The following is a 24,140-nucleotide window of genomic DNA, read 5'->3' as shown; positions in this document are numbered from 1 at the left end:
CAGCACCCTCCATCGTGGACAATCAACTGAAGCAGTTTGCGCAATCTTCGCAACTCGCCGGCGGCAACGCCTCCTATGTCGAGGACCTGTACGAGCAGTACCTGGTCTCCCCGGATAGTGTCGATCCCAAATGGAAAACCTACTTCGACGGCTTCAAGGGCCGCGAAGCAGGTGACATTCCCCACTCGGCTGTCATCTCCCACATCGCGGACGCGGCCAAGGATGCGCTGAAAGCTGGCACCGGTACCGGTGCAGGCGACGAGCGTGAGCGCAATGTCGGTCGCCTGATCACCGCCTACCGTTCGCGCGGTCACCTGGACGCCCGCCTGGATCCGCTGGGCCTGGCTGCTCCGGTCAACACCCCGGACCTGGGCCTGCCCTTCCACAACCTGTCCGATGGTGACCTCAACAGCGAGTTCAGCACCGGCGGCGTGGGTGGCCAGCCGCGCATGAAGCTGCGTGACCTGCTGGCGCGCCTGAAGGCGACCTACACCGGTTCGATCGGTGCGGAGTTCATGCACATCTCCGAGGTCGAGCAGCGCCAGTGGATCTACAAGAAGCTGGAACTGGCCGGTGGCAACTACCAGCTGGACGCTGACACCCAGCGCCGCACGCTGGAGCGCCTGACGGCCGCCGAAGGCCTCGAGCGCTACCTTCACACCAAGTACGTCGGCCAGAAGCGCTTCTCGCTGGAAGGCGGCGACTCGCTGATCCCGATGATGGACACCATCATCCGCAGCGCCGGCAAGGATGGCGTCAAGGACGTGGTGATCGGCATGGCCCACCGCGGCCGCCTGAACGTGCTGGTCAACACCCTCGGCAAGAACCCGCGCAAGCTGTTCGACGAATTCGAAGGCAAGTTCGAGCACGACGAGCACGCCTCGGCCGGCGACGTGAAGTACCACATGGGCTTCTCGGCCGACGTGGCCACCGACGGTGGCCCGGTGCATCTGGCCCTGGCATTCAACCCGTCGCACCTGGAAATCGCCGATCCGGTGGTTGCCGGCTCGGTGCGTTCGCGCCAGGAGCGCCGCAAGGACACCGCGCGCAAGCAGGTGATGCCGATCCTGATCCACGGCGACGCGGCCTTCTCCGGCCAGGGCGTGGTCATGGAACTGTTCCAGATGTCGCAGGCCCGCGGCTTCGCCGTTGGCGGCACCGTGCATATCGTGGTCAACAACCAGGTCGGCTTCACCACCTCCAACCCGCTGGATACGCGCTCCACGCGCTATGCCACCGACGTGGCGAAGATGATCGCCGCCCCGGTGCTGCACGTGAACGGCGATGATCCGGAAGCGGTGGTGTTCGCCGCGCAGCTGGCCTTCGAGTTCCGCCAGAAGTTCGCCAAGGACGTGGTCATCGACCTGATGTGCTACCGCCGTTGGGGCCACAACGAGGCCGACGAGCCGGCGATCACCCAGCCGCTGATGTACCAGGTGATCCGCAAGCACGCCACCACCCGCGAGATGTACGCCGAACAGCTGGAAAAGGCAGGCGTGATCGCCGCCGGCGCAGGCAAGGCGATGGTCGATGCGTACCGCGAGAAGCTGGATGCCGGTGAAGTGACCACCGAACTGGCCAAGGTCGAGAAGACCCCGCCGAGCAGCCCGCTGTTCGTCGATTGGCCGAAGCTGCTGGAAGGCAAGCTGTCCGATCCGATCTCGACCAAGGTCGAGAAGAACAAGCTGGTCGAACTGGCCAAGCTGATCAACACCGTGCCGGAAGAAGTGCAGCTGCACTCGCGCGTGTCCAAGGTCTACGACGACCGCCGCAAGATGGCCGCTGGCGAGATCCCGGGCGACTGGGGCTTTGCCGAGAACCTGGCCTACGCCACCCTGCTGGACGAAGGCAATGCACTGCGCCTGGTCGGCCAGGACGTCGGCCGCGGTACGTTCACCCACCGCCACGCGATCCTGCACGACCAGAAGACCGACAACTACTACCTGCCGCTGCGGCAGCTGGTGGATTCGCCGGAGAAGGCCACCATCATCGATTCGCTGCTCAGCGAAGAAGCGGTGATGGCCTACGAATACGGCTTCTCGACCACCGATCCGAACACCCTGTGCATCTGGGAAGGCCAGTTCGGCGACTTCGCCAACGGCGCCCAGGTGGTGATCGACCAGTTCATCGCCGCCGGTGAAGCCAAGTGGGGCCGCATTTCCGGCCTGACCCTGCTGCTGCCGCATGGCTATGAAGGGCAAGGCCCGGAACACAGCTCGGCGCGCCTGGAGCGCTTCCTGCAGCTCTGCGCGCTGGAGAACATGCTGGTGGTGGTGCCGTCGACCCCGGCGCAGGCCTTCCACATGCTGCGTCGCCAGCAGCACCTGACCACCCGCAAGCCGCTGGTGGTGATGTCGCCCAAGTCGCTGCTGCGCCACAAGCTGGCCGTGTCGACCCTGGACGAGCTGGCCAATGGCGAGTTCCAGCACCTGATCGGCGATGCCAATGCCGATGCCAAGAAGGTCAAGCGCGTGGTGCTGTGCTCGGGCAAGGTCTACTACGACCTGCTGGAAGACCAGACCAAGCGTGGCCAGGACGACGTGGCGATCATCCGCGTGGAGCAGCTGTATCCGTTCCCGCGTGCGCTGCTGGCTGCCGAACTGAAGAAGTACGGCAAGGCCACCGACGTGGTGTGGACGCAGGAAGAACCGCAGAACCAGGGTGCGTGGTACCAGATCCGCCACCACCTGCAGTTCTGCCTGGCCGAAGGCCAGAACCTGCACTACGCCGGTCGCGCACGTTCGGCTTCGCCGGCTGCCGGTCACATGGCTGACCACGTCCGCGAACAGCAGCAGCTGGTCGCCGATGCACTGGTCAACCCGTTCAACGACTCGTTCGCTGAATAACTCTCCCCCTATTTAGAAGACAAACCAGGAAGCTCCCGCATGGCCACCGAAGTCAAAGCCCCGGTACTGCCCGAATCCGTCGCCGACGGCACCATCGCCACCTGGCACAAGAAGGTGGGCGACGCCGTCAAGCGCGACGAAAACCTGCTTGACCTGGAAACCGACAAGGTCGTCCTGGAAGTGCCGTCGCCGGTCGATGGTGTGATCAAGGAAATCAAGTTCGCCGAAGGCGCGACCGTGACCTCCAGCCAGGTCGTGGCGATCATCGAAGAAGGCGCCGTGGCCGCTGCTCCGGCGCCGGCCGCTGAAGCCGCTCCGGCCGCTGAAGCCGCTCCGGCCGCTGCTGCTCCGGCCGCCGCCGCCGCTCCGGCCCCGGCTGCCAAGTCGGCCGCCGACGCGCTGCCCCCGGGCGCCCGCTTCACTGCCATCACTGAAGGCGTGAATCCGGCCGACGTCGATGGCACCGGCCGTCGCGGCGCGGTTACCAAGGAAGACATCGTCAACTTCGCCCGCAACGGCGGCGCCGGCAAGGCCGGTGGCGCACGTCCGGAAGAACGCGTGCCGATGACCCGCATCCGCAAGCGCATCGCCGAGCGCCTGATGGAGTCGAAGAACTCCACCGCCATGCTGACCACCTTCAACGAAGTCGACCTGTCCAAGGTGTCGGCGGCGCGCAAGGAACTGCAGGACGAGTTCGTCAAGGCACACGGCATCAAGCTCGGCTTCATGAGCTTCTTCGTGAAGGCCGCGGCCAACGCGCTGCAGCGCTTCCCGCTGGTCAATGCCTCCATCGACGGCGACGACATCATCTACCACGGCTACTCGGACATCTCGATCGCCGTGTCGACCGAGAAGGGCCTGGTCACGCCGGTGCTGCGCAATGTCGAGCGCATGTCGTTCGCCGACATCGAACGCACCATCGCCGACTACGCCAAGAAGGCCCGTGACGGCAAGCTGAGCCTGGAAGAACTGCAGGGCGGCACCTTCACCGTGACCAACGGCGGCACCTTCGGTTCGCTGCTGTCGACTCCGATCATCAACCCGCCGCAGAGTGCCATCCTGGGCATGCATGCCATCAAGGAGCGTCCGATCGCCCAGAACGGCCAGGTCGTGATCGCGCCGATGATGTACCTGGCGATGTCCTACGATCACCGCATCATCGACGGCAAGGACTCGGTGCAGTTCCTGGTGGACATCAAGAACCAGCTGGAAAACCCGGGCCGCATGCTGTTCGGCCTGTAAGAAACCTCCCGCCCCTCCGCGCCTGCGCGGAGGGGTTCTGGTAATGCATCAAGGAATAATTCAATGGCTGAACAATTCGACGTCGTCGTCATCGGTGCCGGCCCGGCCGGTTACCACGCTGCCATCCGCGCCGCACAGCTGGGCCTGAAGACCGCCTGCATCGACGCCGCGCTGGGCAAGGACGGCAAGCCGGCCCTGGGCGGCACCTGCCTGCGCGTGGGCTGCATCCCGTCCAAGGCGCTGCTGGATTCCTCGCGACAGTTCTGGAACATGGGCCACATCTTTGGCGACCACGGCATCAGCTTCAAGGATGCCAAGATGGACGTCGAAGCGATGGTTGGCCGCAAGGACAAGATCGTCAAGCAGTTCACCGGCGGCATCGCCATGCTGTTCAAGGCCAACAAGGTCGCCACCTACTACGGCTTCGGTGAACTGCAGCCGGGCAACGTGGTCAAGGTGAAGCAGCACGACGGCTCGGAAGTCGAGCTGAAGGGCACCAACGTCATCATCGCCGCCGGTTCGGATTCGATCGAACTGCCGTTCGCCAAGTTCGACGGCGATACCATCGTCGACAACGTCGGCGGCCTGGACTTCACCGAAGTGCCGAACCGCCTGGCCGTAATCGGCGCCGGCGTGATCGGCCTGGAACTGGGCAGCGTGTGGAAGCGCCTGGGCGCTGAAGTCACCATCCTCGAAGCACTGCCGGAGTTCCTGGCCGTGGCCGACGCCGAAGTGGCCAAGACCGCTGCCAAGGAATTCAAGAAGCAGGGCCTGGACATCCGCCTCGGTGCCAAGGTCTCCAAGACCGAGATCACCGGCAAGGGCAAGAAGAAGGAAGTCGTCGTCACCTACACCGACAGCGAAGGCGAAAAGACCCTGACCGTGGACAAGCTGCTGGTGGCCGTCGGCCGTCGCGCCGCCACCAAGGGCCTGCTGGCCGAAGGCACCGGCGTCAAGGTCAACGAGCGTGGCCAGATCGAAGTCGATGCGCATTGCCACACCGGCGTCAACGGCGTGTGGGCAGTGGGTGACTGCGTGCGCGGCCCGATGCTGGCGCACAAGGGCTTCGAGGAAGGCATCGCGGTGGCTGAGCTGATCGCCGGCCTGCCGGGCCACGTCAACTTCGACACCATCCCGTGGGTCATCTACACCGAGCCGGAACTGGCATGGGTCGGCAAGACCGAAGCCCAGCTGAAGGCCGAAGGCATTCCGTACAAGGCCGGCAGCTTCCCGTTCGCCGCCAACGGCCGTGCCGTGGCGATGATCGAGCCGGCAGGTTTCGTGAAGATCCTGGCCCATGCCGAAACCGATCGCATCCTCGGCATGCACCTGGTCGGCGCCAACGTCTCCGAGCTGGTGCACGAAGGCGTGCTGACCATGGAGTTCAGCGGCTCGGCCGATGACCTGGCCCGCATCTGCCACGCCCACCCGTCGCTGTCGGAAGTGATCCACGACGCAGCGATGGCGGTCAGCAAGCGCGCCATCCACAAGGCGAACTGATCCATCGGGCAGTGCCGGCCGCTGGCCGGCATCGCCGGATGCTGAAAACCCCGCCTCGGCGGGGTTTTTTGTTACACGATGACTCCAGAACAAGGACGGGGCCCATTGGCACCCGGCGCGCGGCAGACGAGCGGGTCACCCCTGCCCTCACGCGGGCGTCGACCTCCAGTGCGGTAGGCTCTGCCTGAGGTCGCGTTGCATCGCCAAGCCACGGATGCGCGACAGGTGGTGCTCCCGCACCTGCTCGTGGGGCTGTTCAGACATTGGAGATCTCCATGGAGAACGAACGAATCGAGACTCGGGGCGAAGATGGCCGCAGGGTGTTGGTATTCAAGTTCTGGCCTCACTTCGACGCAACGATTCTTCCCGGCACAAACCTGGTGGAAGGCCTGCCAAGGTATGCGCTGGCAAACGGCAATTCCGTAACCTTCGACGGCGTGGATTTCGAGATCGCCGCTACCGGCGAAGAGCTGGTCCGGTCGTTGGCCATCCAGCGGCCACCATCGGGCTGATTCGTTCGCCGTGTGGCCCGGCAGCATCTGCCAATCTGCAGCGGATCAGTGAACGGCCGGCCGCGCAGACCGGGCCGCATGCCCAGACTGCCTGACCACAGCGTGGCCCTGCATCAACGCTGCGGCGGTGTGCGTTCCCGGTCCGTAGTGTCCGACTTCGGCGGATCGTCACAGATCCGGTGCTGGGCGGTCACTCCACCCACCTTCCATTCCTTTACCACCCGGCAGCTTTCCTTCCCAGTGTCCTTGTCGGTCGTTTTGACTTCCGCCTTGCCGGCAGCGTGCTGACGCTCAAGGTAGGCCGACGGCGGATCCTTGGCCAAGGCCGGCGCCGCCATCAGCAGCGCCAGCGTCGCGATGGCAAGCGGCCTCATGCCGTCACCGCGCCGCGGCCACCACCCAGCAGGCGTGCCGGCAGCATGAACAGCGCGCGCAGGAAGGCGAACAGCGCCGAGAAGGTGATGCCGACCAGGCGGAACGGCAGACTCAGCAGCCAGACGAACGGCCAAGCGATCAGGGCGAGGATCGCCAGCGGCCAGCACAGCACGAACAGCAGGCACCACACACCGAGCGCGAACAGGGTCTTCATCACGGTCTCCTTGTGGCGGCACCTTGCCGCCTGCGGACACCCTGGCGCCCTGCTCTGGCCGCGTGCAAACGGTTTGCGACGAAACCCGGGCTGGGGGCGATGAAAGCGGTGGTGGGGAAACCGGAGATTCATGAGGTTGCCGGCCAGCGGCCGGCACTACCGAACGGAATCACACTGGCACTGCACCCGGGCGGCCATGGGCCACCTGGAAACGCACAGCTGTGCGTACCGCCGCATCCGCGCGCAGCACGCTGTCGGCGAAGCGCAGTTCCGCGTCCACGGTCTGCCGGTTCAACTGCAGCTTCCACCAGCCACGGCGGTCGCCATCGAAATAGCGGATGTGCGGATTCTGCGGGATCGACGGGCCGTAGTACGGGCCATACGGTGTGTCATCGCCGCCACTGCTGATCGCTGGGGCGATGAACTCGGTTGCGATCACCGGTGCATCCACGGCATCGAAATCCAGCTTCAGGTCATTGACGAACGTGGAGTGCCAGTCACCGCCCAGTACGATGGCGTTGCCCTGCCCACCGGCTTGCATCGCCTGCAGCAGGCGCTTGCGGGCGGCCGGGTAGCCATCCCAGGCGTCGTTCCAGAAACGTTCGCGCGGCGTGCCCTGCTCCAACCGCAACTGCGCCATCAGCAGCTGCTGCACCACCACGTTCCAGCGTGTTCCAGCCGCGGCCGCCATCGACTGCGCGAACCAGGCCTCCTGCCCGACCCCGAGCATGCTCATGCGCGGGTCCAGCGCCGCCTCGCAGCGTGGCGATTCACCGACGCCACAGGGGTTGGCCGGACGGAACTGACGGCAATCCAGCAGCGTCAGCTGGGCCAGGTCGCCGTAGCGCAGGCGGCGGTGCACGCGCAGGCCACCGTTGCCGGCTGGCGTGCTGCGCATCGGCAGGTGTTCGTAGAACGCGCGATACGCAGCGGCGCGGCGAACGATGAAGTCCTCGGTCGGCACGTCGCTCTTTTCCGGATGGATGCCGGAATAGTCATTCTGGACTTCGTGGTCGTCCCAGATCACCGCGAAGGCGTGCGCGGCGTGCGCGGCCTGCAGGTCCGGGTCGAGCTTGTACAGCGCGTACTGGTCGCGATAACGCTCCAGGCTGAGGGTCTCACCGCTGAAGCGCTGTGCGTCCAGGGTGCTGCCACGCGCGTTCTGCAACGGGCTGTATTCGTACAGGTAGTCACCGGCATGCAGCACCAGATCGACATCGCTGCGGGCGATATCCGCCAGTACCGGATAGTAACCGCTGTTCCAGGCCTGGCAGGTGCACAACGCCAGCCGCAGCTGCTGCAGCTGCGCATCCGGCAGCGGCGCGGTGCGGAAATGCCCGATCGGACTCTCCTCGCCGCCGTCGCACGCGAATCGATAGTAGTAATCGCGCCCTGGACGCAGGCCGGTCACTTCCACGTGCACCGAATGTGCCAACTCCGGCACGGCCGCCGCTACGCCACGCTGCACCAGCCGGCGCATCGCCGGATCTTCGGCAATGAACCAGCGCACCGGGATCGCGCGCGACGGCATGCCACCGCCGTTGAGGGGATCCGGTGCAAGACGCGTCCACAGCACCGCGCCCTGCGCATCCGGATCACCCGCGGCGATGCCAAGGGTGAACGGATCGCGCCCCAGTCGCGGCCGCGGACCGGTGGCGGCTACGCCAGGCATGGCCGCCAGTGCGATCGCCGCTCCGGTCCCCTGCCAGGCCAGGCGCAGCAGACGACGGCGGGTTTCCGGATCGGCGATGCGCTTCATCAGAAGCGCACGGTGGCGGTGGCCATCACCTGCCGCGGCGCGCCGACCTGCATGGTCGCCAGGCTGCGGGTCGGGTCAGCGGCGTAGGTGCCATTGGTGTTGATCGAGGACAGATAACGCTTGTCGGTCAGGTTGGTCAGGTTCAGCGCCACGGTCAGGTTCTGCGCCGGGCCCAGCTTGCCGAAGTCATAGGCCACCGAAGCGTTCACCAGCCAGTAGCTCGGCACCGACACGTCATTGGTGTAGGTCACGTAGCGCTTGCCGACGTGGTTGGCGGCCAGGCGCATGTCCCACGGGCCCGGGGTCCAGGCCAGGGTGCTGGCGAACATCCATTCCGGGGTATCGACGGTCTTCTTGCCACGGGTCGGCACCACGCCGTTGTTCACGTAGTCGTTATCGTAGGTGCTGTCATTCCAGGACAGCGCGTTGGACCAGGTGAGGTCCTGCATCGGCTTCAGCTGCAGGGTCGCCTCGGCGCCGCGGCTGGTCACCGAACCGACGTTGGAGAACAGTGCCGGGCAACCGAGGATGCCCACGCACTGCGCGATGGCCAGCAGACGGTTGTCGAACTTGACGTCGTACACCGCCACCGAGGCTTCATAGCCGCGGCCGTAGCCACGCCAACCCAGCTCGATCGTGCGCGACTGTTCCGGTTTCAGGTTCTTCGCGCTGCTGTCGAATGCCGCCTGCGGCACGTTGAACGGACTGCCGACACCCAGTGCATAGGCGGCGATGTTCTTGGCGAACGAGCCGAAGATCTCATTGCCTTCGTTGAGCTTGAAGTTGAAGCCGGCCTGCGGCAGCAGCCCCTTCTTCGAGGTCAGGCTGCTGTTGTTGGCGTAGCTGCCCAGTGGCGTGCGCACACTGGTACGGGTGTGCGGCGACTTCGCACCGATGTCGATGGTCAGGCGATCATCGAACAGGCGGAAGCGGTCCTGCACGTAGAACTGGCGGGTGATGGTGGTATAGCGCTGGTGCCACACGCGCTGGTCCGGATTGCGCAGGAAGAAGTCGTCGGTGATCGGGCCGTCGATGTAGTAGAAGTTGCGCTGCACGCTGTGGCCGTTGTCCTCGTACCAGAGGCCAGCCTCCAGTTCGTGGCCACCGACGTTCCAGGTGAACGCCGAGGTCACGCCGGTGCGATCGATCGCATACTCGGTGGTGCGGATCGAGATTGGAATCTCGCGGCTGGTGCCCGGGTTGGACGGATTGGACGGGCTGAACCAGTGGCCCTGGCCACGGTTGCTGTGGTTGTAGACATTGACCTTCAACCGCATCGACTCGTTCAGGCCGAAATCGCCGGCAATGCTGAACAGGTCATCGTTGCGCAGGCCGTGGCCGGAGTAGTACGCATCCCATGGGCTGTTGACGCCGCCGCTGAATTTGCCGCGTGCGGCGGCGACCGCGCGATCCCAGTCCGGCGCGTAGTTGTCCCAGTCCCAGCCGAGGCGGTCGATCATCTCCAGCGACAGATCCTGGTAGTCGGCCTCGACGCGGCGCGACGCATTGAACAGCGCGGTGATCCTGCTGTCCACGCCGAAGTTGTACGTGGCCTTGCCGTTGAACTGCTTCAGCTCCTGCGAGCCCTTGCCCTTCCACTTGTCGCCTTCGGAATAGACGCCTGACAGGTAGGCAGCAAAGCCTTGATGGTCGCCGGTATCCAGCCGCGCATAGCTGCGGCGCGCACTGTCGCTGCCGAAGCTCTGTGCCAGCACCACGCCGTACTCGGTGGACGGATCGATCGAATAGAACTGGAACACGCCGCCGAGGTTGCTGGTGGACGGCGTGCCCAGCGCACCGATGCCGGTGGAGACCTCGGCACCGCCCAGGTTCTCGCTGATCACCGCGCGGCTGATATGCAGGCCGTTGCTGTTGCCGTAGGCCATGTTGCCCAGCGGGATGCCATCGAGGGTGTAGCCAAGGCGGTTCTGGTTGAAGCCGCGCAGGCTGATGGTGGTCGACCATTCGTAGGCGCCGGTGGCATCGGCCGACTCGAAATGCACGCCCGGCTTGGTTGCCAGCAGCTTCAGCGGGTTGGCACCGGGCGGCAACACCTTCATGTCTTCAGCAGTGACGCGCTGAACCTGGCGTGCTTCGCCGCGGCCGATCACCGAGACCGAATCGAGGGTGGTGGCCGACTGCGCGTCGGCGGCGGGGACGGTTTCAGCGGCGGCCAGAGACGGGAGCGAAGCACAGACCAGCAGGGCCAGCAGATTGCGGCGGAGCGGAGCGTGGGACGGCATGGAGGCGGATTCCTTGGGCACGCTGGACGCCGAAGGGCGGCGTCGAAGGACAGCAGCGGCGGAATCGTAGAAGCGTCGCGTTACATGTCATTTACACGCCACATACGGAACGTTGATGTTCCGAATGGTGCTGGGGCCGGCCTGTATCCGTGCCCCAGCGAACGTCCGTTACTCGAACGAACCGACCGAATCGTGGGCCAGGTTGTCGAAACGGGTGTACTCGCCGAAGAACTTCAGCTTGCACGAGCCCGTCGGGCCACCACGGTGCTTGCCGATGATGATCTCGGCCAGGCCCTTGTCCGGCGAATTTTCCTTGTTGTAGTAATCGTCGCGGTAGATGAACACGATCATGTCCGCGTCCTGCTCGATAGCGCCCGATTCGCGAAGGTCGGCCATCACCGGGCGCTTGTCGGTACGCGTTTCCAGCGAGCGGTTGAGCTGGGACAACGCGATCACCGGTACGTGCAGCTCCTTGGCCAGGCCCTTCAGCGAACGCGAGATTTCCGAGATTTCGGTCGCGCGGTTCTCGCTGTTGCCCGGCACGCTCATCAGCTGCAGGTAGTCGATCACGATCAGTCCCAGATCATGTTCGCGCTTGAGGCGGCGGCACTTGGAACGCAGCACTTCCGGCGACACGCCCGGCGTGTCATCGATGAAGATCTTGGTTTCCTTCAGCATCTTGATCGCGCTGGTGACGCGGCTCCAGTCTTCGTCTTCCAGCTGGCCGGTACGCAGGCGCTGCGCGTTGATGCGGCCGTTGGATGAAATCAGGCGCATCGCCAGCTGCGAGGCCGACATTTCCATCGAGAACACGGCCACGCCCTTCTTCGACTTGATCGCCGCATACTCGGCGATGTTCAGCGCGAAGGTGGTCTTGCCCATGGCCGGGCGCGCAGCGAGGATGATCAGGTCGGTCGGCTGCAGGCCGGCGGTCATCGCGTCGAAGTCGTTGTAACCGGTCGGCAGGCCGGTGATGTTGCCGCCGTTCTCGAAGCGGTTGCGCAGTTCCTCGAAGGCATCCTTCAGTGCGCCAGGCATGGCCACGAAGTCGGTACGGCCCCGCGCACCCTGCTCGGCGATGGCGAACACGCTCTTTTCCGCCGAGGCCAGCAGCTCACTGCTGTCGCGACCTTCGGGCTGGAAGCCATCGTTGACGATGTCGGTGCCGACCTGGATCAGCTGCCGCAGCACCGCCTTGTCACGCACGATTTCGGCGTAGGCCACGATATTGGCCGCCGACGGCGTGGTGCTGGCCAGCTCGATCAGATAGGCACCATCGCCGACCAGTTCCAGCTTGCCCTGCGATTCGAACCACTCACCCAGGGTCACCGCATCGAACGGACGTTCACGTTCGGACAGCTCGCGGATCGCACGGTAGATCATCTGGTGGTCGCGGCGATAGAAATCGACCTCGGTCAGCTGGTCGTTGACCCGGTCATAGGCCTCCGGCGCCAGCATCAGCCCACCCAGCACCGCCTGCTCGGCTTCCACCGAATGCGGCGGCACACGCAACTGATCGATGCGCGACTCGTCGCGATCACGATCAAAGCCATCACCGCGCTCTCTGCGGTTGGAACGGAAGCCGGAACGGGCGGACATGCTGCGGTGTTTCCTACGAAAGTGGCCAGACGAGTGTAGGCATGCACCGACCCCGGCGACCATGGACAAACTTGTGGATAAGCCGTGGAAAAACGGGGGATATCCGCCGGTGCCTGGCCAGACTGGCATGGGGGCGTCGCACTGCCTGCGATGAACGCCGTTGCGGCGCCCAAGCCGTGCATTATCGCAGATCCACGCCCCGGGGTCGGATCCCGTGCAACATGCGGGCTCCGGCCCGCCCAGCTGGACGTGGGGTCGGATCCCTCTGCAAAGCAGAGGGCTCTGACCCCCTCGGTCTCAATCGCCCTTGGTGTGCACCGCGATCAGCGTCAGAAAGCGGTCCACGTAGCCCTGCAGGAATTTCTGCGTGCCCTCGTTGTGGATCGTGCCGTCGGCATCGATCAGGCCTTCCTTGAAATGGATGAACGCCTCGGGCTGGCCGAGCACGTGCATGTCCAGGAACGCCAGGCTGTTGCGCAGGTGCTGCTGGGCCACAGCGGTACCGATCTGGCCGATGGACGCGCCGATCACCGCCGCCGGCTTGCCAGCAAATGCGCTGTCACCATACGGGCGGGAGCCGATGTCGATGGCGTTCTTCAACACGCCCGGGACCGAGCGGTTGTATTCAGGGGTCACGAACAGCACTGCCGTGGCGGCGCGCACCTGGTCTTTCAGGCGCGTGCCCTGCGCCGGGTAATGCGCATCAAAATCCTGGTCGTACAGAGGCAGATCGCCGATCTGCACGTACTGGAAGCGCGCGCGGTCGCCGGCGATCTTCTCCAGCGCATGGGCCAGCTTGCGGTTGCAGGAATCCTTGCGCAGGCTGCCAACGAACACGGCGATGGTGGGGACGGACATCGGGACAGACTCCTCACGGTGCGGGAGGCCCAGCCTAGTCGCCGGGCCCGTGCAGGCCGGTGAAGATCAGCTGCCGGTGACGTTCGCGCGCACCTGCCGCCAATGTGCCTGCCAGGCCTGGAACATCAGCACGTTCCACAGATGGGTATGCCACTTGCGCTGGCCGCCGAGGAACTGCTGCCACAGCGGCTGTACCGCAGCCGCCGACAGCACGCCCTCGCGCTCCAGCCGCGCCGGCTGCAGCAGGTCTTCGGCCCACGGCCGCAGGTCGCCCTTCAGCCAGTCGCTGACCGGCGCACCGAACCCGCGCTTGGGCCGGTGCACCATCGACTGCGGCACATAACGGCCCAGCACGCGCTTGAGCAGCACCTTGCTGGTGGTTTCACTGCGCTTGAAGCCCAGCGGCAGCGACCAGGCGAACTCGGCCACGCGTGAATCCAGCAGCGGCGCACGTGCTTCCAGGCTGACCGCCATCGAGGTGCGGTCGACCTTGCACAACAGGTCATCCGGAAGGTAGGTCACGTAATCGGCCAGCATCATCGCGTCGGCCGGTGTGCCGGCACCGTGCAACGGGTCGGCCAGGTCATAGAAGCTGCCCGCGGCCTGCGCCCCGGGCACTGCCGCCGCCGGGTCGCGCCAGCGCGAGATGCGGTTGCGGTACACGTCGCCGATGCCACGCGCGCCGGACTCGGCCAACAGCGCGGCCAGGCCGCCGGTACGCGAGGCCTCGCCCTGCTGCTGGGAGCGTGCGCCCATCCAGCGCCGCAGCGGCCCCGGCACACGGCCCAGCATCTGCCAGTTGCGCAGCGCGCGCACATAGCGGGTATAGCCGAAGAACAGCTCGTCGCCACCATCGCCGGACAGCGCGACGGTCACGCCCTGCCGCGCCAGGCGGGCGACCAGTGCGGTCGGCACCTGCGAGGCATCGGCGAAGGGTTCATCGAACATCGACGGCAGCTGCGGCACCACCGCCAGTGCATCGGCGCCACTGACGTAGAGTTCGGTGTGGTCGCAGCCCAGATGCGCAGCCAGCTCCCTGGCCAACGGCGCCTCGTCGTGGCCGGAGCCGGTGAAGCCGATGCTGAAGCTGTGCACCGGCTGCCCGCTCTGTGCCTGCATGAGTGCTGCCACCAGCGAGGAATCGGTGCCGCCGGACAGGAACACGCCCACTGGCACATCGGCCACCATGCGCAGCGCAACTGCATCGCGCAGCAGCGCGTCCAGCTGTTCCTCGGCCTCTTCGATGCGGCCCTGGAACGGAGCGGCAAGCGCTGCCTGCATGCGTGCACGCGCATCCCAGAATGGGCGCTGCGCCTGCTCCGGGCGATGCGCGGCCGCACCGGCGGCCACGGTGGCCGCATCCAGGCGCAGCACGCGGCCCGGCATCAGCTTGTAGCAGCGCTGGTGGATGCTGTGCGGCGCCGGGATGTAGTCCAGCCGCAACAGCAGGGTCAGTGCGTCGCGGTCGATGTCGTTGTCGAAGGCCGGGTGCTGCCACAGCGCCTTCAACTCGGAACCGAACACCAGCGTGTCACCGGCCCAACCGTAGTACAGCGGCTTCTTGCCGACACGGTCGCGGGCCAGCCACAAGCACTGCTCCTGGTGGTCCCACAGGGCGATGGCAAACATGCCGTTACAGCGCTGCAGGGTGTCTTCCATGCCCCATTGCAGGATCGCTGCCAGCAGCACCTCGGTATCGGAATGGCCGCGGAACTGGTGCCCCAGCGGTTCCAGCTCGGCGCGCAGCGCGGCGAAGTTGTAGACCTCGCCGTTGTAGGCCATCACATAGCGACCATCGGCCGAGGCCATCGGCTGATGGCCCAGCGGGGACAGGTCGAGGATGCTCAGGCGGCGGTGCGCCAGCGCGATGCCGGCCCCGGCATCGACCCAGCAGCCACCATCATCCGGCCCGCGGTGGTGCAGCGCCTCGCCCATGGCCAGGACCTGCGCCTGCAGCACCTCGGCCGACGCCACCGGCGCCGGCAACAACATTCCCGCCAATCCACACATGCATCAGGGTTCCTGCGCCAGTTCAAGGGCGGCGCCAATCACTGCATTGTCGCTTGGAAGCCCGAACATTGCTGCCCCCGCCAGCGGCGTATAGGTATCGGCACCGCAGACCCGGCGCAGCGGCAGGTGGCCGAAGCCGGCCTCGACCAGTGCGGTGACCACGCCCTCGCCCACCCCGCCGCTGTGGCGGCCCTCGTCCAGCACCAGCACGCGCCGGGCGCTGGCGGCCTGTGCGGCGATGAAGCCGGCATCCAGCGGCACCAGCCAGCGCAGGTCGACCACCCGCACCTGCCAACCCAGCTGCTGCTCGATTGCCCGTGCCGCACGCAGCGCCATCGGCACGCCGTTGCCATAGGTGTAGACCACCAGGTCGCCGGCGTCCGGCGCGTAGACCCGGCCCTCGCCCGGCACCAGCGCCTGGCCAGGCGCGGGGTAGTAGAACAGCCACTGGCCATCGCCCGGTTCGTGCAGATCCTTGCTCATGTACAGCGCGATCGGCTCCAGGAATACCGCCACCCGGCCATCCACCCGCGCCAGCGCTGCCAGCGTACGCAGCATCATCACCGCATCGTCGCCACGCGAGGGGCAGCCGACCACCAGGCCAGGGATGTCGCGCAGCGCGGTGATCGAATTGTCGTTGTGGAAGTGCCCGCCGAAGCCCTTCTGGTAGCCCAGCCCGGCCACCCGCACCAGCATCGGATTGCGGTACTGGTCATTGGAGAAGAACTGCAGCGAACACGCTTCTCCGCGCAGCTGGTCGATGGCGTTGTGCAGGTACGCCAGGTACTGGATTTCCGGAATCGGCAGCATGCCCATGTTGGCCAGGCCCTGCGCCATGCCCAGGATCATGGTTTCGTCCAGCAGGGTGTTGAACACCCGGCGTGGGCCGAAGCGGCGCAGCAGATCCTTGGTGACGGTGTAGACACCGCCCTTCTGCGCGACGTCCTCGCCGAACAACAGGCTCTGCGGATACTTCGCCAGCAGTTCCTGCAGGCCGTGGTTGATCTGTATGGCGAGGTGCCGTGGTGCCTGTCGCTCAGGCAGGGCCTCCGCACCGCCATACAGCGCTTCGCGCGTCTCGGCGGGCACCTCGCGCCGTGCTTCGGCCTGCACCGCCGCTGGCGTGTACGGCGCCAGCGGCGCCATCACTTCCTGAAGCGACTGCAGCGTCGGGCGGCCTTCAGTCTCTGCAGCAGCGGCCATGCAGCGCGCGCGCATCGTCTCGTAGGCAACCTCGATCGCCGCCGCATCCATCCAGCCTGATTCCAGTGCGATCTGCGCCGAGCGCAGCAAGGGATCCTGCGCCTCGGCCGCACACAGCTCCGGCAACGCGCGCCATTCCACTTCGAAGTCGGTACCGGCGTGGCCCATCAGGCGCGTCGTGCGCAGGTGCAGGAAGGTAGGCCGCCGCGTGCGCCGGCAGTGCTCCACTGCGGCCTGCACCTGGGCGTGGCCAACCGCCAGATCCAGGCCATCGGCGAAGAAATAGTCCAACCCCGGCTGACGGCTGAAACGCTCGGCGATCCACCCTTCGGGCGTCTTTACCGAGATGCCCAGGCCGTTGTCCTCGCAGACGAACAGGATCGGTGCCGGCAGTTTCTGGTAGGCCGACCACATTGCGGTATTGAACGCGGTCTGCGCGGTGGCATGGTTGGCCGAGGCATCACCGAACGAGCACAGCACGATGCTGTCGGTGGGAATCGGCAGCGCCTGCCCCAACCGCTTGCCACTCTCGATGGCCAGCGCGGTACCCAGCGCCTTCGGCAGGTGCGACGCAATCGTCGAGGTCTGCGGCAGCACCCACAATGGCTTGCTGCCCCACACCTTGTGGCGGCCACCGCTGGCCGGATCATCGGCGCTGGCGGCGAAGGACAGTGCGGCATCGCGCAGCGGGTCGATGCCCGGCACCTGGCGCGAACGCTCGGCCATGAAAGCACCGGAGCGATAGTGCAGGAAGGCTGGATCGGTATGCCGGCAGGCCCGCGCCAGCAGCGCGTTGCCTTCATGGCCGGAGGAACCAATGGTGTAGAAGACCTTGTTCTGCACGCGCAGAACACGTGCCATCAGGTCCAGCTGGCGACTGGCCAGCTGCGAGTCGAACAGTTCGCCGAACGCAGCGGCGGTAAGCGTGCTGCCCGGCAGGATCGGCGCATCCGCTGCCGGGCGCGGGCGCGGGGTGCCGCGCCAGCCCCGCACTGCATCGAGGAAATTGACATCGCACACTTCGGCGCGGTTGAGCACGCGCATGCGTGCGGGAATCGGATCTGGAACCACAGCGAACATCGAACACCCTCCGTGTCGTTGTTGCATTCCGCCGGGCACGGCCCGGCGCTACCCTGTGGGGGTCACCTTGGTGAGAGTCACGCGGCCTCGAAGCGCGCACGGACCTCGGCGGTCACTGCCGGCATCGGCAGGAAGCGCGGTTGCGCGCGCACGCGCTGCAGCCAGCCGCGCACCTCCGGGAAGAGATCCAGCGCAATGCCACCCTCGCCCGCCACATCGGTGTAGGCGAACAGGGCGATGTCGGCAATGCCGTATCCGCTGCCGGTGAACCACTGCGCCTGCCGCAGGTGCTGCTCCATCACCGCCAACGCGTTGGCGGCGCGCTCGTGCAGGCGCGGCAGTTCAGCGCGGCGCGGCGAATCCGGTGTGGTCCAGCCACGGATGAAGCGCGCCACTGCCACGCAGGGCTCGTGCGTGTACTGCTCGAAGAACATCCAGCTCAACGCCTGCGCACGCTCCCAGCCGTCGCTGGGCAGGTAAGGGGTACCTTCGGCCAGCCAGAACAGGATCGCATTGGATTCAGTCAGCACGCGGCCATCGTCGCGGACGATCAGCGGCACCTTGGCATTCGGATTCAGCGCGAGGAATTCAGCGGTGTGGGTCTGGCCATGGGCGCTGTCCACTTCCACCCAGCGGTAACGGCTGCCGAGCTGCTCCAGCAGCAGGCGGACCTTGTGGCAGTTACCCGAGACCGACATGCCATGCACCGTCAGCGGGATGCGCTCTTCCAGCATTGCCTGCTCCATCGAATCCGGCCGGCGGCCGGCTGCGGGCAGTCTGGCAAGCGCACCGGTGAATGCCAAGCGCGGGTGCAGCATGGCACCCTTGTAGTGCCGGCCGCTGGCCGGCAATCGCACGAATCCTGCCAAGAGGTTGGCGGCCAGCGCCGGCACTACCGGGCAACGCTCAGCGTGCGCGCTGCCGCCACTGATCGCGCGACTGCCCCCAGATCTGCATCGGCTTGTCGTTGTACGGCGGCGGCAGCTCGCCCATGCGCAGCAGCGTGCTGCCCAGCTTGCGCGCGACCACGCGGGAGTTCTCGTTGTCCTCTGCGATGGTGTGGACCACCTCATCCCAACCCAGCGTGTCGAACGCCCAGTCGATCGCGGCGGTGGCAGCTTCCGGGGCATAGCCCTTGCCCCAGCTGGCGCGACGGATGCTCCAGCCGACCTCGGTGCCCGGCCAGTCCTGCGGCTGCCACGGTCCCATCCGGCCGACCCACTCGCCGCTGGACTTCTCGATCACGCTGAACATCGAGAAACCAAACAGCTGCCAGGCCCCCGCCAGGCTGCAGAAGCCCCGCCACGCGACCGAGGGCGGCTGCACACCTCCGAGCGTGCGCATCACCTCTTCGTCGGCGCAGAAGGCCAGGTACTGCTCATAGTCGTCACGCTGCGGTGGACGCAGGATCAGGCGCTCGGTTTCCAGGCGCAGGTCGAAGATGCTCATGCCGATTCCATATCGCAGTGATGGGAAGGCCCATGATGGTAGACCCACATCCGGCGCGGATGAACATCGGCGTCCCCAACGAAACGGGCCGGCATGTGCCGGCCCGTCAGGTACTGCGTGGTGCGGATGGATTACTGGCGGGTCGCGGCGGTAGCGCCGGCAGCCGCGGTTTGGGTGACCAGCTGGCCATCGACCACCGGCAGGCGATCGCTGGCCGGCTTGTTGTCCATACGCACGGTCTTCTCTGCACCGTCGTAGCGGTAGGTCACGTTATAGCCCTTGACCACATCGCTGGTGCCCATGGCGATGCGGTTGCCCGGCTTGCTGCCCATGCGCATGGTGCCGGTGGTGCCGTCTTCATTGCGGTAGGTCACGTTGTAGCCGGTGACACGGCTCGACTCGGAGGTGGCCGTTTCGGTGTGGCACTGACGCTCGGTGCGGTTGACCACGCGGCCACCCACATGGCGCTTGTCGACCTGGTTGCCGATGAAGCCACCGGCCACGGCGCCGGCAGCGGTCGCGGCCTTCTTGCCATTGCCGCCGCCCACCTGGTTGCCCAGCAGGCCACCGACCACGGCACCGACCACGGTGCCACCGACGTTGCCGTCACGCTCGGGCAGGCGTTCCTGCACCACCACGTCCTGACACACCTCATGCGGGGTCTGGGTAGTGGACGTCTCGCGTACCGGATCGGTGCCGATCACGGTGGCATAGGCCTTCTGCTTCTCGGTGATCGGATCGACCTTCAGCACATCGGCATATTCCAGGCCACGCGGCGCACTGGCGTCCACTGCGTCGCCACGTGCGCCATCGTCGGTGGCATTGCCATCGACCAGGCGCGATTCACTCGGGTTTCCGGCGCTGAGCTGCTCAGGCGACTTGTCGCCACTCTTCATGAAGGCGGCGGTTGCGATACCACCGACCAGCAGCGCGCCCGCTGCGACCAGGACAGTTGTAGTTGTGCTTTTCATGACCTGCTCCTTGCGGACCGTCCGCAACGTTCTCAGGCCAGATTGCAGCATGCGGTGCCTGAACGGAATCTCCACATTTCCTGCTCACTGCCGTAACCCATTCAGCATCTGGAAATGCTGGGGCCGTGGTAGCGTTTGCACATTCCCCAGGAGGACCTCCGCCATGGCCAACCCGATGCTGCTGCCGGTCCTGCAATGGGCGCGCCGGCTGCGCTACCCCACCCTGTTCAAGCTGACCGCAGGCCTGTTCGCGCTGACCCTGTTCATCCCCGACCCGATTCCGTTCGTCGACGAACTGGTGCTGGGCTTTGGCACCCTGCTGCTGGCCAACTGGAAGAGCCGGAGCGCGACCACGCCACCGCCCCTGGAGCAGCGTTGAACCTGCTGGTCGACAGCCACTGCCACCTGGACGCCAGCGAGTTCGACCGCGACCGCGCCGCCGTGGTCGAGCGCGCACAGGCAGCTGGCGTGCACCAGCAGGTGGTGCCGGCGGTGACCGCGGCCAGCTGGCCGAAGCTGCGCGAGGTCTGCCGGCTGGCCCCGGGGCTGTATCCGGCCTACGGCCTGCATCCGATGTTCCTGGCCGAGCACCGCCCCGGGCACCTGTCCGAGCTGCGCGAGTGGATCGAGCGCGAACGCCCCTGCGCGATCGGCGAATGCGGCCTGGATTTCTTTGTCGAAGGCCTGGATGCAGAGACGCAGCAGGCGTACTTCATCGGCCAGCTGGAACTTGCCCGTGAGTTCGAGCTGCCGGTGATCGTGCATGCGCGGCGCGCGGTGGATGCGGTGATCGCCGCGATCCGTCGCATCGGCGGCCTGCGCGGCGTGGTGCACAGCTTCTCCGGCAGCCCCGAACAGGCCGCACAGCTGCACAGGCATGGATTCCTGCTGGGCTTGGGCGGACCGTTGACCTACGAGCGCGCGCAGCGACTGCAGCGACTGGTGCGGGAGATGCCGCTGGAACAACTGCTGCTGGAGACCGACGCCCCGGACCAGCCCGACGCCGGCATCCGCGGCCAGCGCAACGAACCCGCACGACTGGCAATCATCGCCCGCCATGTGGCGGCGTTGCGCGGAATCGAGCTGGATGCGCTGACGCAGGCCACGACGGAAAATGCGCGGCGGTTGTTCAACCTGCCCACGATGTAACGGTAGGTGCCGACCTTGGTCGGCACGCTGTAACGACCGCGGTGGACCCTACGCCGGGCATGGCCCGGCGCTACCGATCACGCGTCAGCGTGATCCTCGACCACTTCAGCCTTCACCTTCTTCGGCTCCAGCAGCATCTCCAACGCCTTGCCGACAGCGGCGAAGGCGAACGCGCCGGTGATATGGGTGGCTGCGCCCAGGCCGGCGCCGCAATCGAGCTTCAGTGCCGCATCGGCCCCCAGGTTCGGGCGGAGGCCACAGACACTGCCGTCGGCCTGCGGGTACTTCACGTTCTCCAGCGAGTACACCGCTGGCACGCCGAAGTAGCGCTTGGCATTCTTCGGGAAGTTGAACTCGCTGCGCAGCTTCTTGCGGATCAGCGCCAGCATGGCGTCGTGCTCGGTGCGCGAGACGTCGCGGATGCGCACCAGGGTCGGATCAGTACGGCCACCGGCGGCACCGACAGTCAACAGCGGCAGCTTGCGGCGGCGGCACCAGGCGATCGTCTCGACCTTGACCCGGAAGCTGTCGCAGGCATCGATCACCAGATCGAAACCACGGTCCAGCAGTTCGGCCATGTTGGACACGGTCAGGAACGCCTGCACCGCATCGACTTCGATCTCCGGATTGATCGCGCGGCAACGCTCGGCCATCGCCTCGGCCTTGTTGCGCCCATAGTTGCCTTCCATCGCCGGCAGCTGCCGGTTGGTGTTGGACACGCAGATATCATCGGCGTCGATCAGGGTCAGGTGGCCGACCGCTGAACGCGCCAGTGCCTCCACCACCCACGAGCCGACCCCGCCCATCCCCACCACTGCCACGCGGCTGCCCTGCAGGCGCTCGAGCGCGCCCACGCCATACAGCCGTTCGATGCCGGCAAAGCGTTGTTTGACCTGTTCGTTCATCGGGCTATTTTAACGTGCAGGCGCCGGTGCCTACAGCGCGCTGGCATCGAACCCACCGTTGCACGCCCGGAGAGCCCGCCATGAACGCCAGCCCGTCCCACCGCCGCCCGTCCACTGCCTATCGCTACCTGTTCGTGCTGTGCCTGGGCCTGCTGATCGGGCTGATTGCCACGGTGATGGTGGGACGTGCCCTGCAGGCCCGCCGTGACCCGTTCCCGGACAGCCTCATGCAGGTGATGCAACGGCAGTCGCAGATGTTGCAGCAGGCCCAGCAGCAGAACCGCTGCAGCCTTGTCGACAGCGTTCCGCGGCTGCAGGCCATCCGCCTGTTGTCCAACGATCTGGACCTGGCCTTTCCCGGGCTGAAGGACAGTGCGCAGTTCCAGCAGCATGCCAGCCAATTGCGCGGCAACCTCAACAGCGCGCTGGCTGCGCCGCCCAGCGACTGCACCACCTTGGCCAAAGTGGTGGAAACACTGCAGGCGGACTGCCGTGCCTGCCACCAGGACTACCGCTGACACGCATTCATCCTGCAGCCGGCCAAGGCACGCATGGTTGGCGCGTTGTTCACGTTCGAAAGGAGAGGATTCGTCCACCCTGCTGCATGACGCAGTACCACCCAACGCACCCGCCTTCACGGCCAGGAGAAGCCCCATGAAGATCCAGCTCATCGCTGCCAGCGCCATCGCAACCCTCGCCCTGGCCGGCTGTGCCACCCCCGGCGGCTACGGTGGCGGTGGTTACAACAACGGCTACAACAATGGCGGCTACGGCAACAATGGTGGTTACAACCAGGGCCGCTGCGCCGACTGCGGCATCGTCACCCGCATCAACACCGTGCAGTCCGGCCGCACGGCGCCCAGCGCCACCGGCGCGATCCTCGGCGGCATCGTCGGCGCCGTGGCCGGCCACGAGATCTCCGACCACACCGGCGGCAGCCGCGGCAACAAGAACATCGCTGCCGCTGCAGGCGCGGTCGGTGGCGCCCTGGCCGGCAACCAGATCCAGAAGAACGTGACCAGCGATACCTACGACATCAGCGTGCGCATGGACGATGGCCGCACCATCGTGGTCAACCAGCGCGACCTCGGCGGCATCCGCGAAAACACCTACGTGCGCGTGGTCAATGGGCGGGTCATTCTGCGCTGACCTGCGGCGGGCCGACAGCAAAGAAAAAGGCCCGCTTGCGCGGGCCTTTTTCATGCCGGAGTGCGGCAGGTATTACGCCGGCTGGACCTTGTCAGCCTGCAGGCCCTTCTGGCCCTGCACGACTTCGAAGGTAACGGCCTGGCCTTCCTTGAGGCTCTTGAAGCCTTGGGTCTCGATGGCACGGAAGTGCACGAACACGTCCTCGCCATTCTGTCGGCTGATGAAGCCGAAGCCCTTCGCATCATTGAACCACTTTACGGTACCGGTCTCGCGATCAGCCATCTCACTAACTCCCTTTGACTCTCTCTTGTTGTTGGAAACGCCTGGTGGGCGGCTGACAAGCAAGGGGGAAGCGAGGTGCATCGATGCAGCGGATCGGAAAGATCTTGCTTCATCAGGCCACGATCCACGGTGACCTTGCCAAGCTCAGCGACTGCAACTTAACCCGCCCAAAACGAAAAAGCAACTGGCAAAATCTTTCACTGTCAACCCCAAAACGGCGACCATACGGGACAGCATGGGACTCTCATTCATCTTATATCTGCTAGCGGTCATTTTTGTCCTCGTCGGCATCGCCGGGATCATCCTTCCGGCCCTCCCCGGGATCCCGCTGGTCTTCATCGGACTGCTGCTGGCGGCCTGGGCCGACGGCTTCGCGCACGTCGGCTGGCCCACGCTGATCGCGCTAGGCGTACTGACCGTGCTGTCGCTGCTGGCCGACGTGCTGGCCACTGTGGTCGGCGCGCAGCGGGTAGGCGCCAGCCGCAAGGCGTTGTGGGGCACCTTCGTCGGCAGCATCGTCGGCCTGTTCTTCATGCCGATCGGCCTGTTCGCCGGGCCGTTGATCGGCGCCCTGCTGGGCGAGTACTGGCACACCCGCGAACTGGGCCGCTCAACCAAGGTCGGGCTGGCCACCTGGCTCGGCATCCTGCTCGGCCTGGCGCTGAAACTGGCCGTGGTGATCGCCATGCTGGGCCTGTTCGCCTTCGCCTGGTTCCTGTGACACCTCCGTCTTCACGCCCTGCGCACGTCGTGGCCGTGCATAAACAGTGGGGGCTGGCCGTGATCCGGTGCAG

General features: G+C 65.9%; 22 protein-coding genes. 9 read left to right on the top strand and 13 right to left on the bottom strand.

Annotation, left to right across the window (positions count from 1 at the left end; translation table 11 throughout):
• Positions 1-14: 14 nt before the first annotated feature.
• From AC13GA_RS07750 to AC13GA_RS07735, 4 genes are all read left to right on the top strand, one after another.
• Positions 15-2,846: a 2-oxoglutarate dehydrogenase E1 component gene (locus AC13GA_RS07750; RefSeq protein WP_482997812.1), complete on the top strand. Its 2,832-nt coding sequence runs from the start codon at positions 15-17 to the stop codon at positions 2,844-2,846.
• 39 nt (positions 2,847-2,885) lie between these two features.
• Positions 2,886-4,088: a dihydrolipoyllysine-residue succinyltransferase gene (sucB, locus tag AC13GA_RS07745; protein WP_482997811.1), complete on the top strand. Its 1,203-nt coding sequence runs from the start codon at positions 2,886-2,888 to the stop codon at positions 4,086-4,088.
• 63 nt (positions 4,089-4,151) lie between these two features.
• Entirely contained in the window at positions 4,152-5,588 is a 1,437-nt protein-coding gene (lpdA, locus tag AC13GA_RS07740; protein ID WP_136639877.1) for a dihydrolipoyl dehydrogenase, read from the top strand.
• Positions 5,589-5,863: 275 nt separating this feature from the next.
• The gene (locus tag AC13GA_RS07735; protein WP_430765876.1) at positions 5,864-6,100 is read left to right on the top strand and encodes a hypothetical protein; all 237 of its coding nucleotides are present in this window, start codon (positions 5,864-5,866) and stop codon (positions 6,098-6,100) included.
• A gap of 113 nt (positions 6,101-6,213) precedes the next feature.
• Here AC13GA_RS07735 and AC13GA_RS07730 read toward each other — a convergent pair whose 3' ends face one another.
• The 11 genes from AC13GA_RS07730 to AC13GA_RS07680 form a co-directional block, all read right to left on the bottom strand.
• Entirely contained in the window at positions 6,214-6,474 is a 261-nt protein-coding gene (locus AC13GA_RS07730; RefSeq protein WP_482997810.1) for a hypothetical protein, read from the bottom strand.
• Positions 6,471-6,689: a hypothetical protein gene (locus AC13GA_RS07725; protein ID WP_099821131.1), complete on the bottom strand. Its 219-nt coding sequence runs from the start codon at positions 6,687-6,689 to the stop codon at positions 6,471-6,473. Before AC13GA_RS07725 ends, AC13GA_RS07730 begins: the two co-directional genes overlap by 4 nt.
• 169 nt (positions 6,690-6,858) lie before the next feature.
• Positions 6,859-8,448 (bottom strand): alkaline phosphatase D family protein, encoded by a 1,590-nt coding sequence (locus tag AC13GA_RS07720; protein WP_482997809.1) that lies wholly within the window; start codon positions 8,446-8,448, stop codon positions 6,859-6,861.
• Positions 8,448-10,691, bottom strand: a complete 2,244-nt coding sequence (locus AC13GA_RS07715) for a TonB-dependent receptor family protein (protein ID WP_482997808.1) — start codon at positions 10,689-10,691, stop codon at positions 8,448-8,450. The genes AC13GA_RS07720 and AC13GA_RS07715 overlap by 1 nt, the downstream gene beginning before the upstream one ends.
• Positions 10,692-10,859: 168 nt before the next feature.
• On the bottom strand, positions 10,860-12,290 hold the full coding sequence (locus AC13GA_RS07710; RefSeq protein WP_046984333.1) for a replicative DNA helicase: 1,431 nt from the start codon (positions 12,288-12,290) through the stop codon (positions 10,860-10,862).
• 297 nt (positions 12,291-12,587) lie between these two features.
• Positions 12,588-13,148: an NADPH-dependent FMN reductase gene (locus AC13GA_RS07705; RefSeq protein WP_046984334.1), complete on the bottom strand. Its 561-nt coding sequence runs from the start codon at positions 13,146-13,148 to the stop codon at positions 12,588-12,590.
• Positions 13,149-13,214: 66 nt separating this feature from the next.
• Positions 13,215-15,158, bottom strand: coding sequence for an asparagine synthase (glutamine-hydrolyzing) (gene asnB / locus AC13GA_RS07700; RefSeq protein WP_482997807.1), 1,944 nt, complete (start codon positions 15,156-15,158; stop codon positions 13,215-13,217).
• A 3-nt stretch (positions 15,159-15,161) separates the two neighbouring features.
• Positions 15,162-17,441, bottom strand: coding sequence for a transketolase C-terminal domain-containing protein (locus tag AC13GA_RS07695; protein WP_482997806.1), 2,280 nt, complete (start codon positions 17,439-17,441; stop codon positions 15,162-15,164).
• Positions 17,442-17,518: 77 nt separating this feature from the next.
• Entirely contained in the window at positions 17,519-18,175 is a 657-nt protein-coding gene (locus AC13GA_RS07690; RefSeq protein WP_253078194.1) for a glutathione S-transferase family protein, read from the bottom strand.
• Positions 18,176-18,347: 172 nt separating this feature from the next.
• Entirely contained in the window at positions 18,348-18,890 is a 543-nt protein-coding gene (locus AC13GA_RS07685; protein ID WP_482997805.1) for a GNAT family N-acetyltransferase, read from the bottom strand.
• Positions 18,891-19,021: 131 nt separating this feature from the next.
• Positions 19,022-19,861, bottom strand: coding sequence for a glycine zipper 2TM domain-containing protein (locus AC13GA_RS07680; protein WP_317233321.1), 840 nt, complete (start codon positions 19,859-19,861; stop codon positions 19,022-19,024).
• 163 nt (positions 19,862-20,024) lie between these two features.
• Between AC13GA_RS07680 and AC13GA_RS07675 the strand changes: the two genes are divergently transcribed.
• Both AC13GA_RS07675 and AC13GA_RS07670 read left to right on the top strand, forming a co-directional pair.
• On the top strand, positions 20,025-20,240 hold the full coding sequence (locus tag AC13GA_RS07675; protein ID WP_099784760.1) for a DUF6116 family protein: 216 nt from the start codon (positions 20,025-20,027) through the stop codon (positions 20,238-20,240).
• The gene (locus AC13GA_RS07670) at positions 20,237-21,010 is read left to right on the top strand and encodes a TatD family hydrolase (RefSeq protein ID WP_482997804.1); all 774 of its coding nucleotides are present in this window, start codon (positions 20,237-20,239) and stop codon (positions 21,008-21,010) included. The genes AC13GA_RS07675 and AC13GA_RS07670 overlap by 4 nt, the downstream gene beginning before the upstream one ends.
• Positions 21,011-21,087: 77 nt before the next feature.
• Here the strand turns inward: AC13GA_RS07670 and AC13GA_RS07665 are convergent, their stop codons facing one another.
• Positions 21,088-21,915, bottom strand: coding sequence for a tRNA threonylcarbamoyladenosine dehydratase (locus tag AC13GA_RS07665; protein WP_046984341.1), 828 nt, complete (start codon positions 21,913-21,915; stop codon positions 21,088-21,090).
• Positions 21,916-21,995: 80 nt separating this feature from the next.
• Between AC13GA_RS07665 and AC13GA_RS07660 the strand changes: the two genes are divergently transcribed.
• Both AC13GA_RS07660 and AC13GA_RS07655 read left to right on the top strand, forming a co-directional pair.
• Positions 21,996-22,433: a hypothetical protein gene (locus AC13GA_RS07660; RefSeq protein ID WP_482997803.1), complete on the top strand. Its 438-nt coding sequence runs from the start codon at positions 21,996-21,998 to the stop codon at positions 22,431-22,433.
• Between the two features lie 136 nt (positions 22,434-22,569).
• Positions 22,570-23,064 carry a glycine zipper 2TM domain-containing protein gene (locus tag AC13GA_RS07655; protein WP_046984343.1) on the top strand — a complete coding sequence of 165 codons (495 nt, stop codon included), beginning with the start codon at positions 22,570-22,572 and terminating at the stop codon, positions 23,062-23,064.
• A 72-nt stretch (positions 23,065-23,136) separates the two neighbouring features.
• Here the strand turns inward: AC13GA_RS07655 and AC13GA_RS07650 are convergent, their stop codons facing one another.
• A complete protein-coding gene (locus AC13GA_RS07650) occupies positions 23,137-23,346 on the bottom strand; it encodes a cold-shock protein (protein WP_046984344.1) in 210 nt (69 codons plus the stop codon).
• Between the two features lie 235 nt (positions 23,347-23,581).
• Here AC13GA_RS07650 and AC13GA_RS07645 point away from each other — a divergent pair, with 235 nt between their 5' ends.
• Positions 23,582-24,067 carry a DUF456 domain-containing protein gene (locus AC13GA_RS07645; protein WP_253078163.1) on the top strand — a complete coding sequence of 162 codons (486 nt, stop codon included), beginning with the start codon at positions 23,582-23,584 and terminating at the stop codon, positions 24,065-24,067.
• Positions 24,068-24,140 lie beyond the last annotated feature (73 nt).

The sequence above is a fragment of the Stenotrophomonas sp. 22DLJC03 genome (assembly GCF_056861405.1).
Note: the sequence above shows the minus strand (reverse complement) of the source record. Positions and strands in the feature narration are given on the sequence as shown.

What these genes read in the sequence shown, in the direction of transcription:
- sucB (WP_482997811.1), top strand. Translation starts at nt 2,886, where the DNA reads ATGGCCACCGAAGTCAAAGCCCCGGTACTGCCCGAATCCGTCGCCGAC.
- lpdA (WP_136639877.1), top strand. Translation starts at nt 4,152, where the DNA reads ATGGCTGAACAATTCGACGTCGTCGTCATCGGTGCCGGCCCGGCCGGT.
- AC13GA_RS07735 (WP_430765876.1), top strand. Translation starts at nt 5,864, where the DNA reads ATGGAGAACGAACGAATCGAGACTCGGGGCGAAGATGGCCGCAGGGTG.
- AC13GA_RS07730 (WP_482997810.1), bottom strand. Translation starts at nt 6,474, where the DNA reads ATGAGGCCGCTTGCCATCGCGACGCTGGCGCTGCTGATGGCGGCGCCG.
- AC13GA_RS07725 (WP_099821131.1), bottom strand. Translation starts at nt 6,689, where the DNA reads ATGAAGACCCTGTTCGCGCTCGGTGTGTGGTGCCTGCTGTTCGTGCTG.
- AC13GA_RS07720 (WP_482997809.1), bottom strand. Translation starts at nt 8,448, where the DNA reads ATGAAGCGCATCGCCGATCCGGAAACCCGCCGTCGTCTGCTGCGCCTG.
- AC13GA_RS07715 (WP_482997808.1), bottom strand. Translation starts at nt 10,691, where the DNA reads ATGCCGTCCCACGCTCCGCTCCGCCGCAATCTGCTGGCCCTGCTGGTC.
- AC13GA_RS07710 (WP_046984333.1), bottom strand. Translation starts at nt 12,290, where the DNA reads ATGTCCGCCCGTTCCGGCTTCCGTTCCAACCGCAGAGAGCGCGGTGAT.
- AC13GA_RS07705 (WP_046984334.1), bottom strand. Translation starts at nt 13,148, where the DNA reads ATGTCCGTCCCCACCATCGCCGTGTTCGTTGGCAGCCTGCGCAAGGAT.
- asnB (WP_482997807.1), bottom strand. Translation starts at nt 15,158, where the DNA reads ATGTGTGGATTGGCGGGAATGTTGTTGCCGGCGCCGGTGGCGTCGGCC.
- AC13GA_RS07695 (WP_482997806.1), bottom strand. Translation starts at nt 17,441, where the DNA reads ATGTTCGCTGTGGTTCCAGATCCGATTCCCGCACGCATGCGCGTGCTC.
- AC13GA_RS07690 (WP_253078194.1), bottom strand. Translation starts at nt 18,175, where the DNA reads ATGCTGGAAGAGCGCATCCCGCTGACGGTGCATGGCATGTCGGTCTCG.
- AC13GA_RS07685 (WP_482997805.1), bottom strand. Translation starts at nt 18,890, where the DNA reads ATGAGCATCTTCGACCTGCGCCTGGAAACCGAGCGCCTGATCCTGCGT.
- AC13GA_RS07680 (WP_317233321.1), bottom strand. Translation starts at nt 19,861, where the DNA reads ATGAAAAGCACAACTACAACTGTCCTGGTCGCAGCGGGCGCGCTGCTG.
- AC13GA_RS07675 (WP_099784760.1), top strand. Translation starts at nt 20,025, where the DNA reads ATGGCCAACCCGATGCTGCTGCCGGTCCTGCAATGGGCGCGCCGGCTG.
- AC13GA_RS07665 (WP_046984341.1), bottom strand. Translation starts at nt 21,915, where the DNA reads ATGAACGAACAGGTCAAACAACGCTTTGCCGGCATCGAACGGCTGTAT.
- AC13GA_RS07660 (WP_482997803.1), top strand. Translation starts at nt 21,996, where the DNA reads ATGAACGCCAGCCCGTCCCACCGCCGCCCGTCCACTGCCTATCGCTAC.
- AC13GA_RS07655 (WP_046984343.1), top strand. Translation starts at nt 22,570, where the DNA reads ATGAAGATCCAGCTCATCGCTGCCAGCGCCATCGCAACCCTCGCCCTG.
- AC13GA_RS07650 (WP_046984344.1), bottom strand. Translation starts at nt 23,346, where the DNA reads ATGGCTGATCGCGAGACCGGTACCGTAAAGTGGTTCAATGATGCGAAG.
- AC13GA_RS07645 (WP_253078163.1), top strand. Translation starts at nt 23,582, where the DNA reads ATGGGACTCTCATTCATCTTATATCTGCTAGCGGTCATTTTTGTCCTC.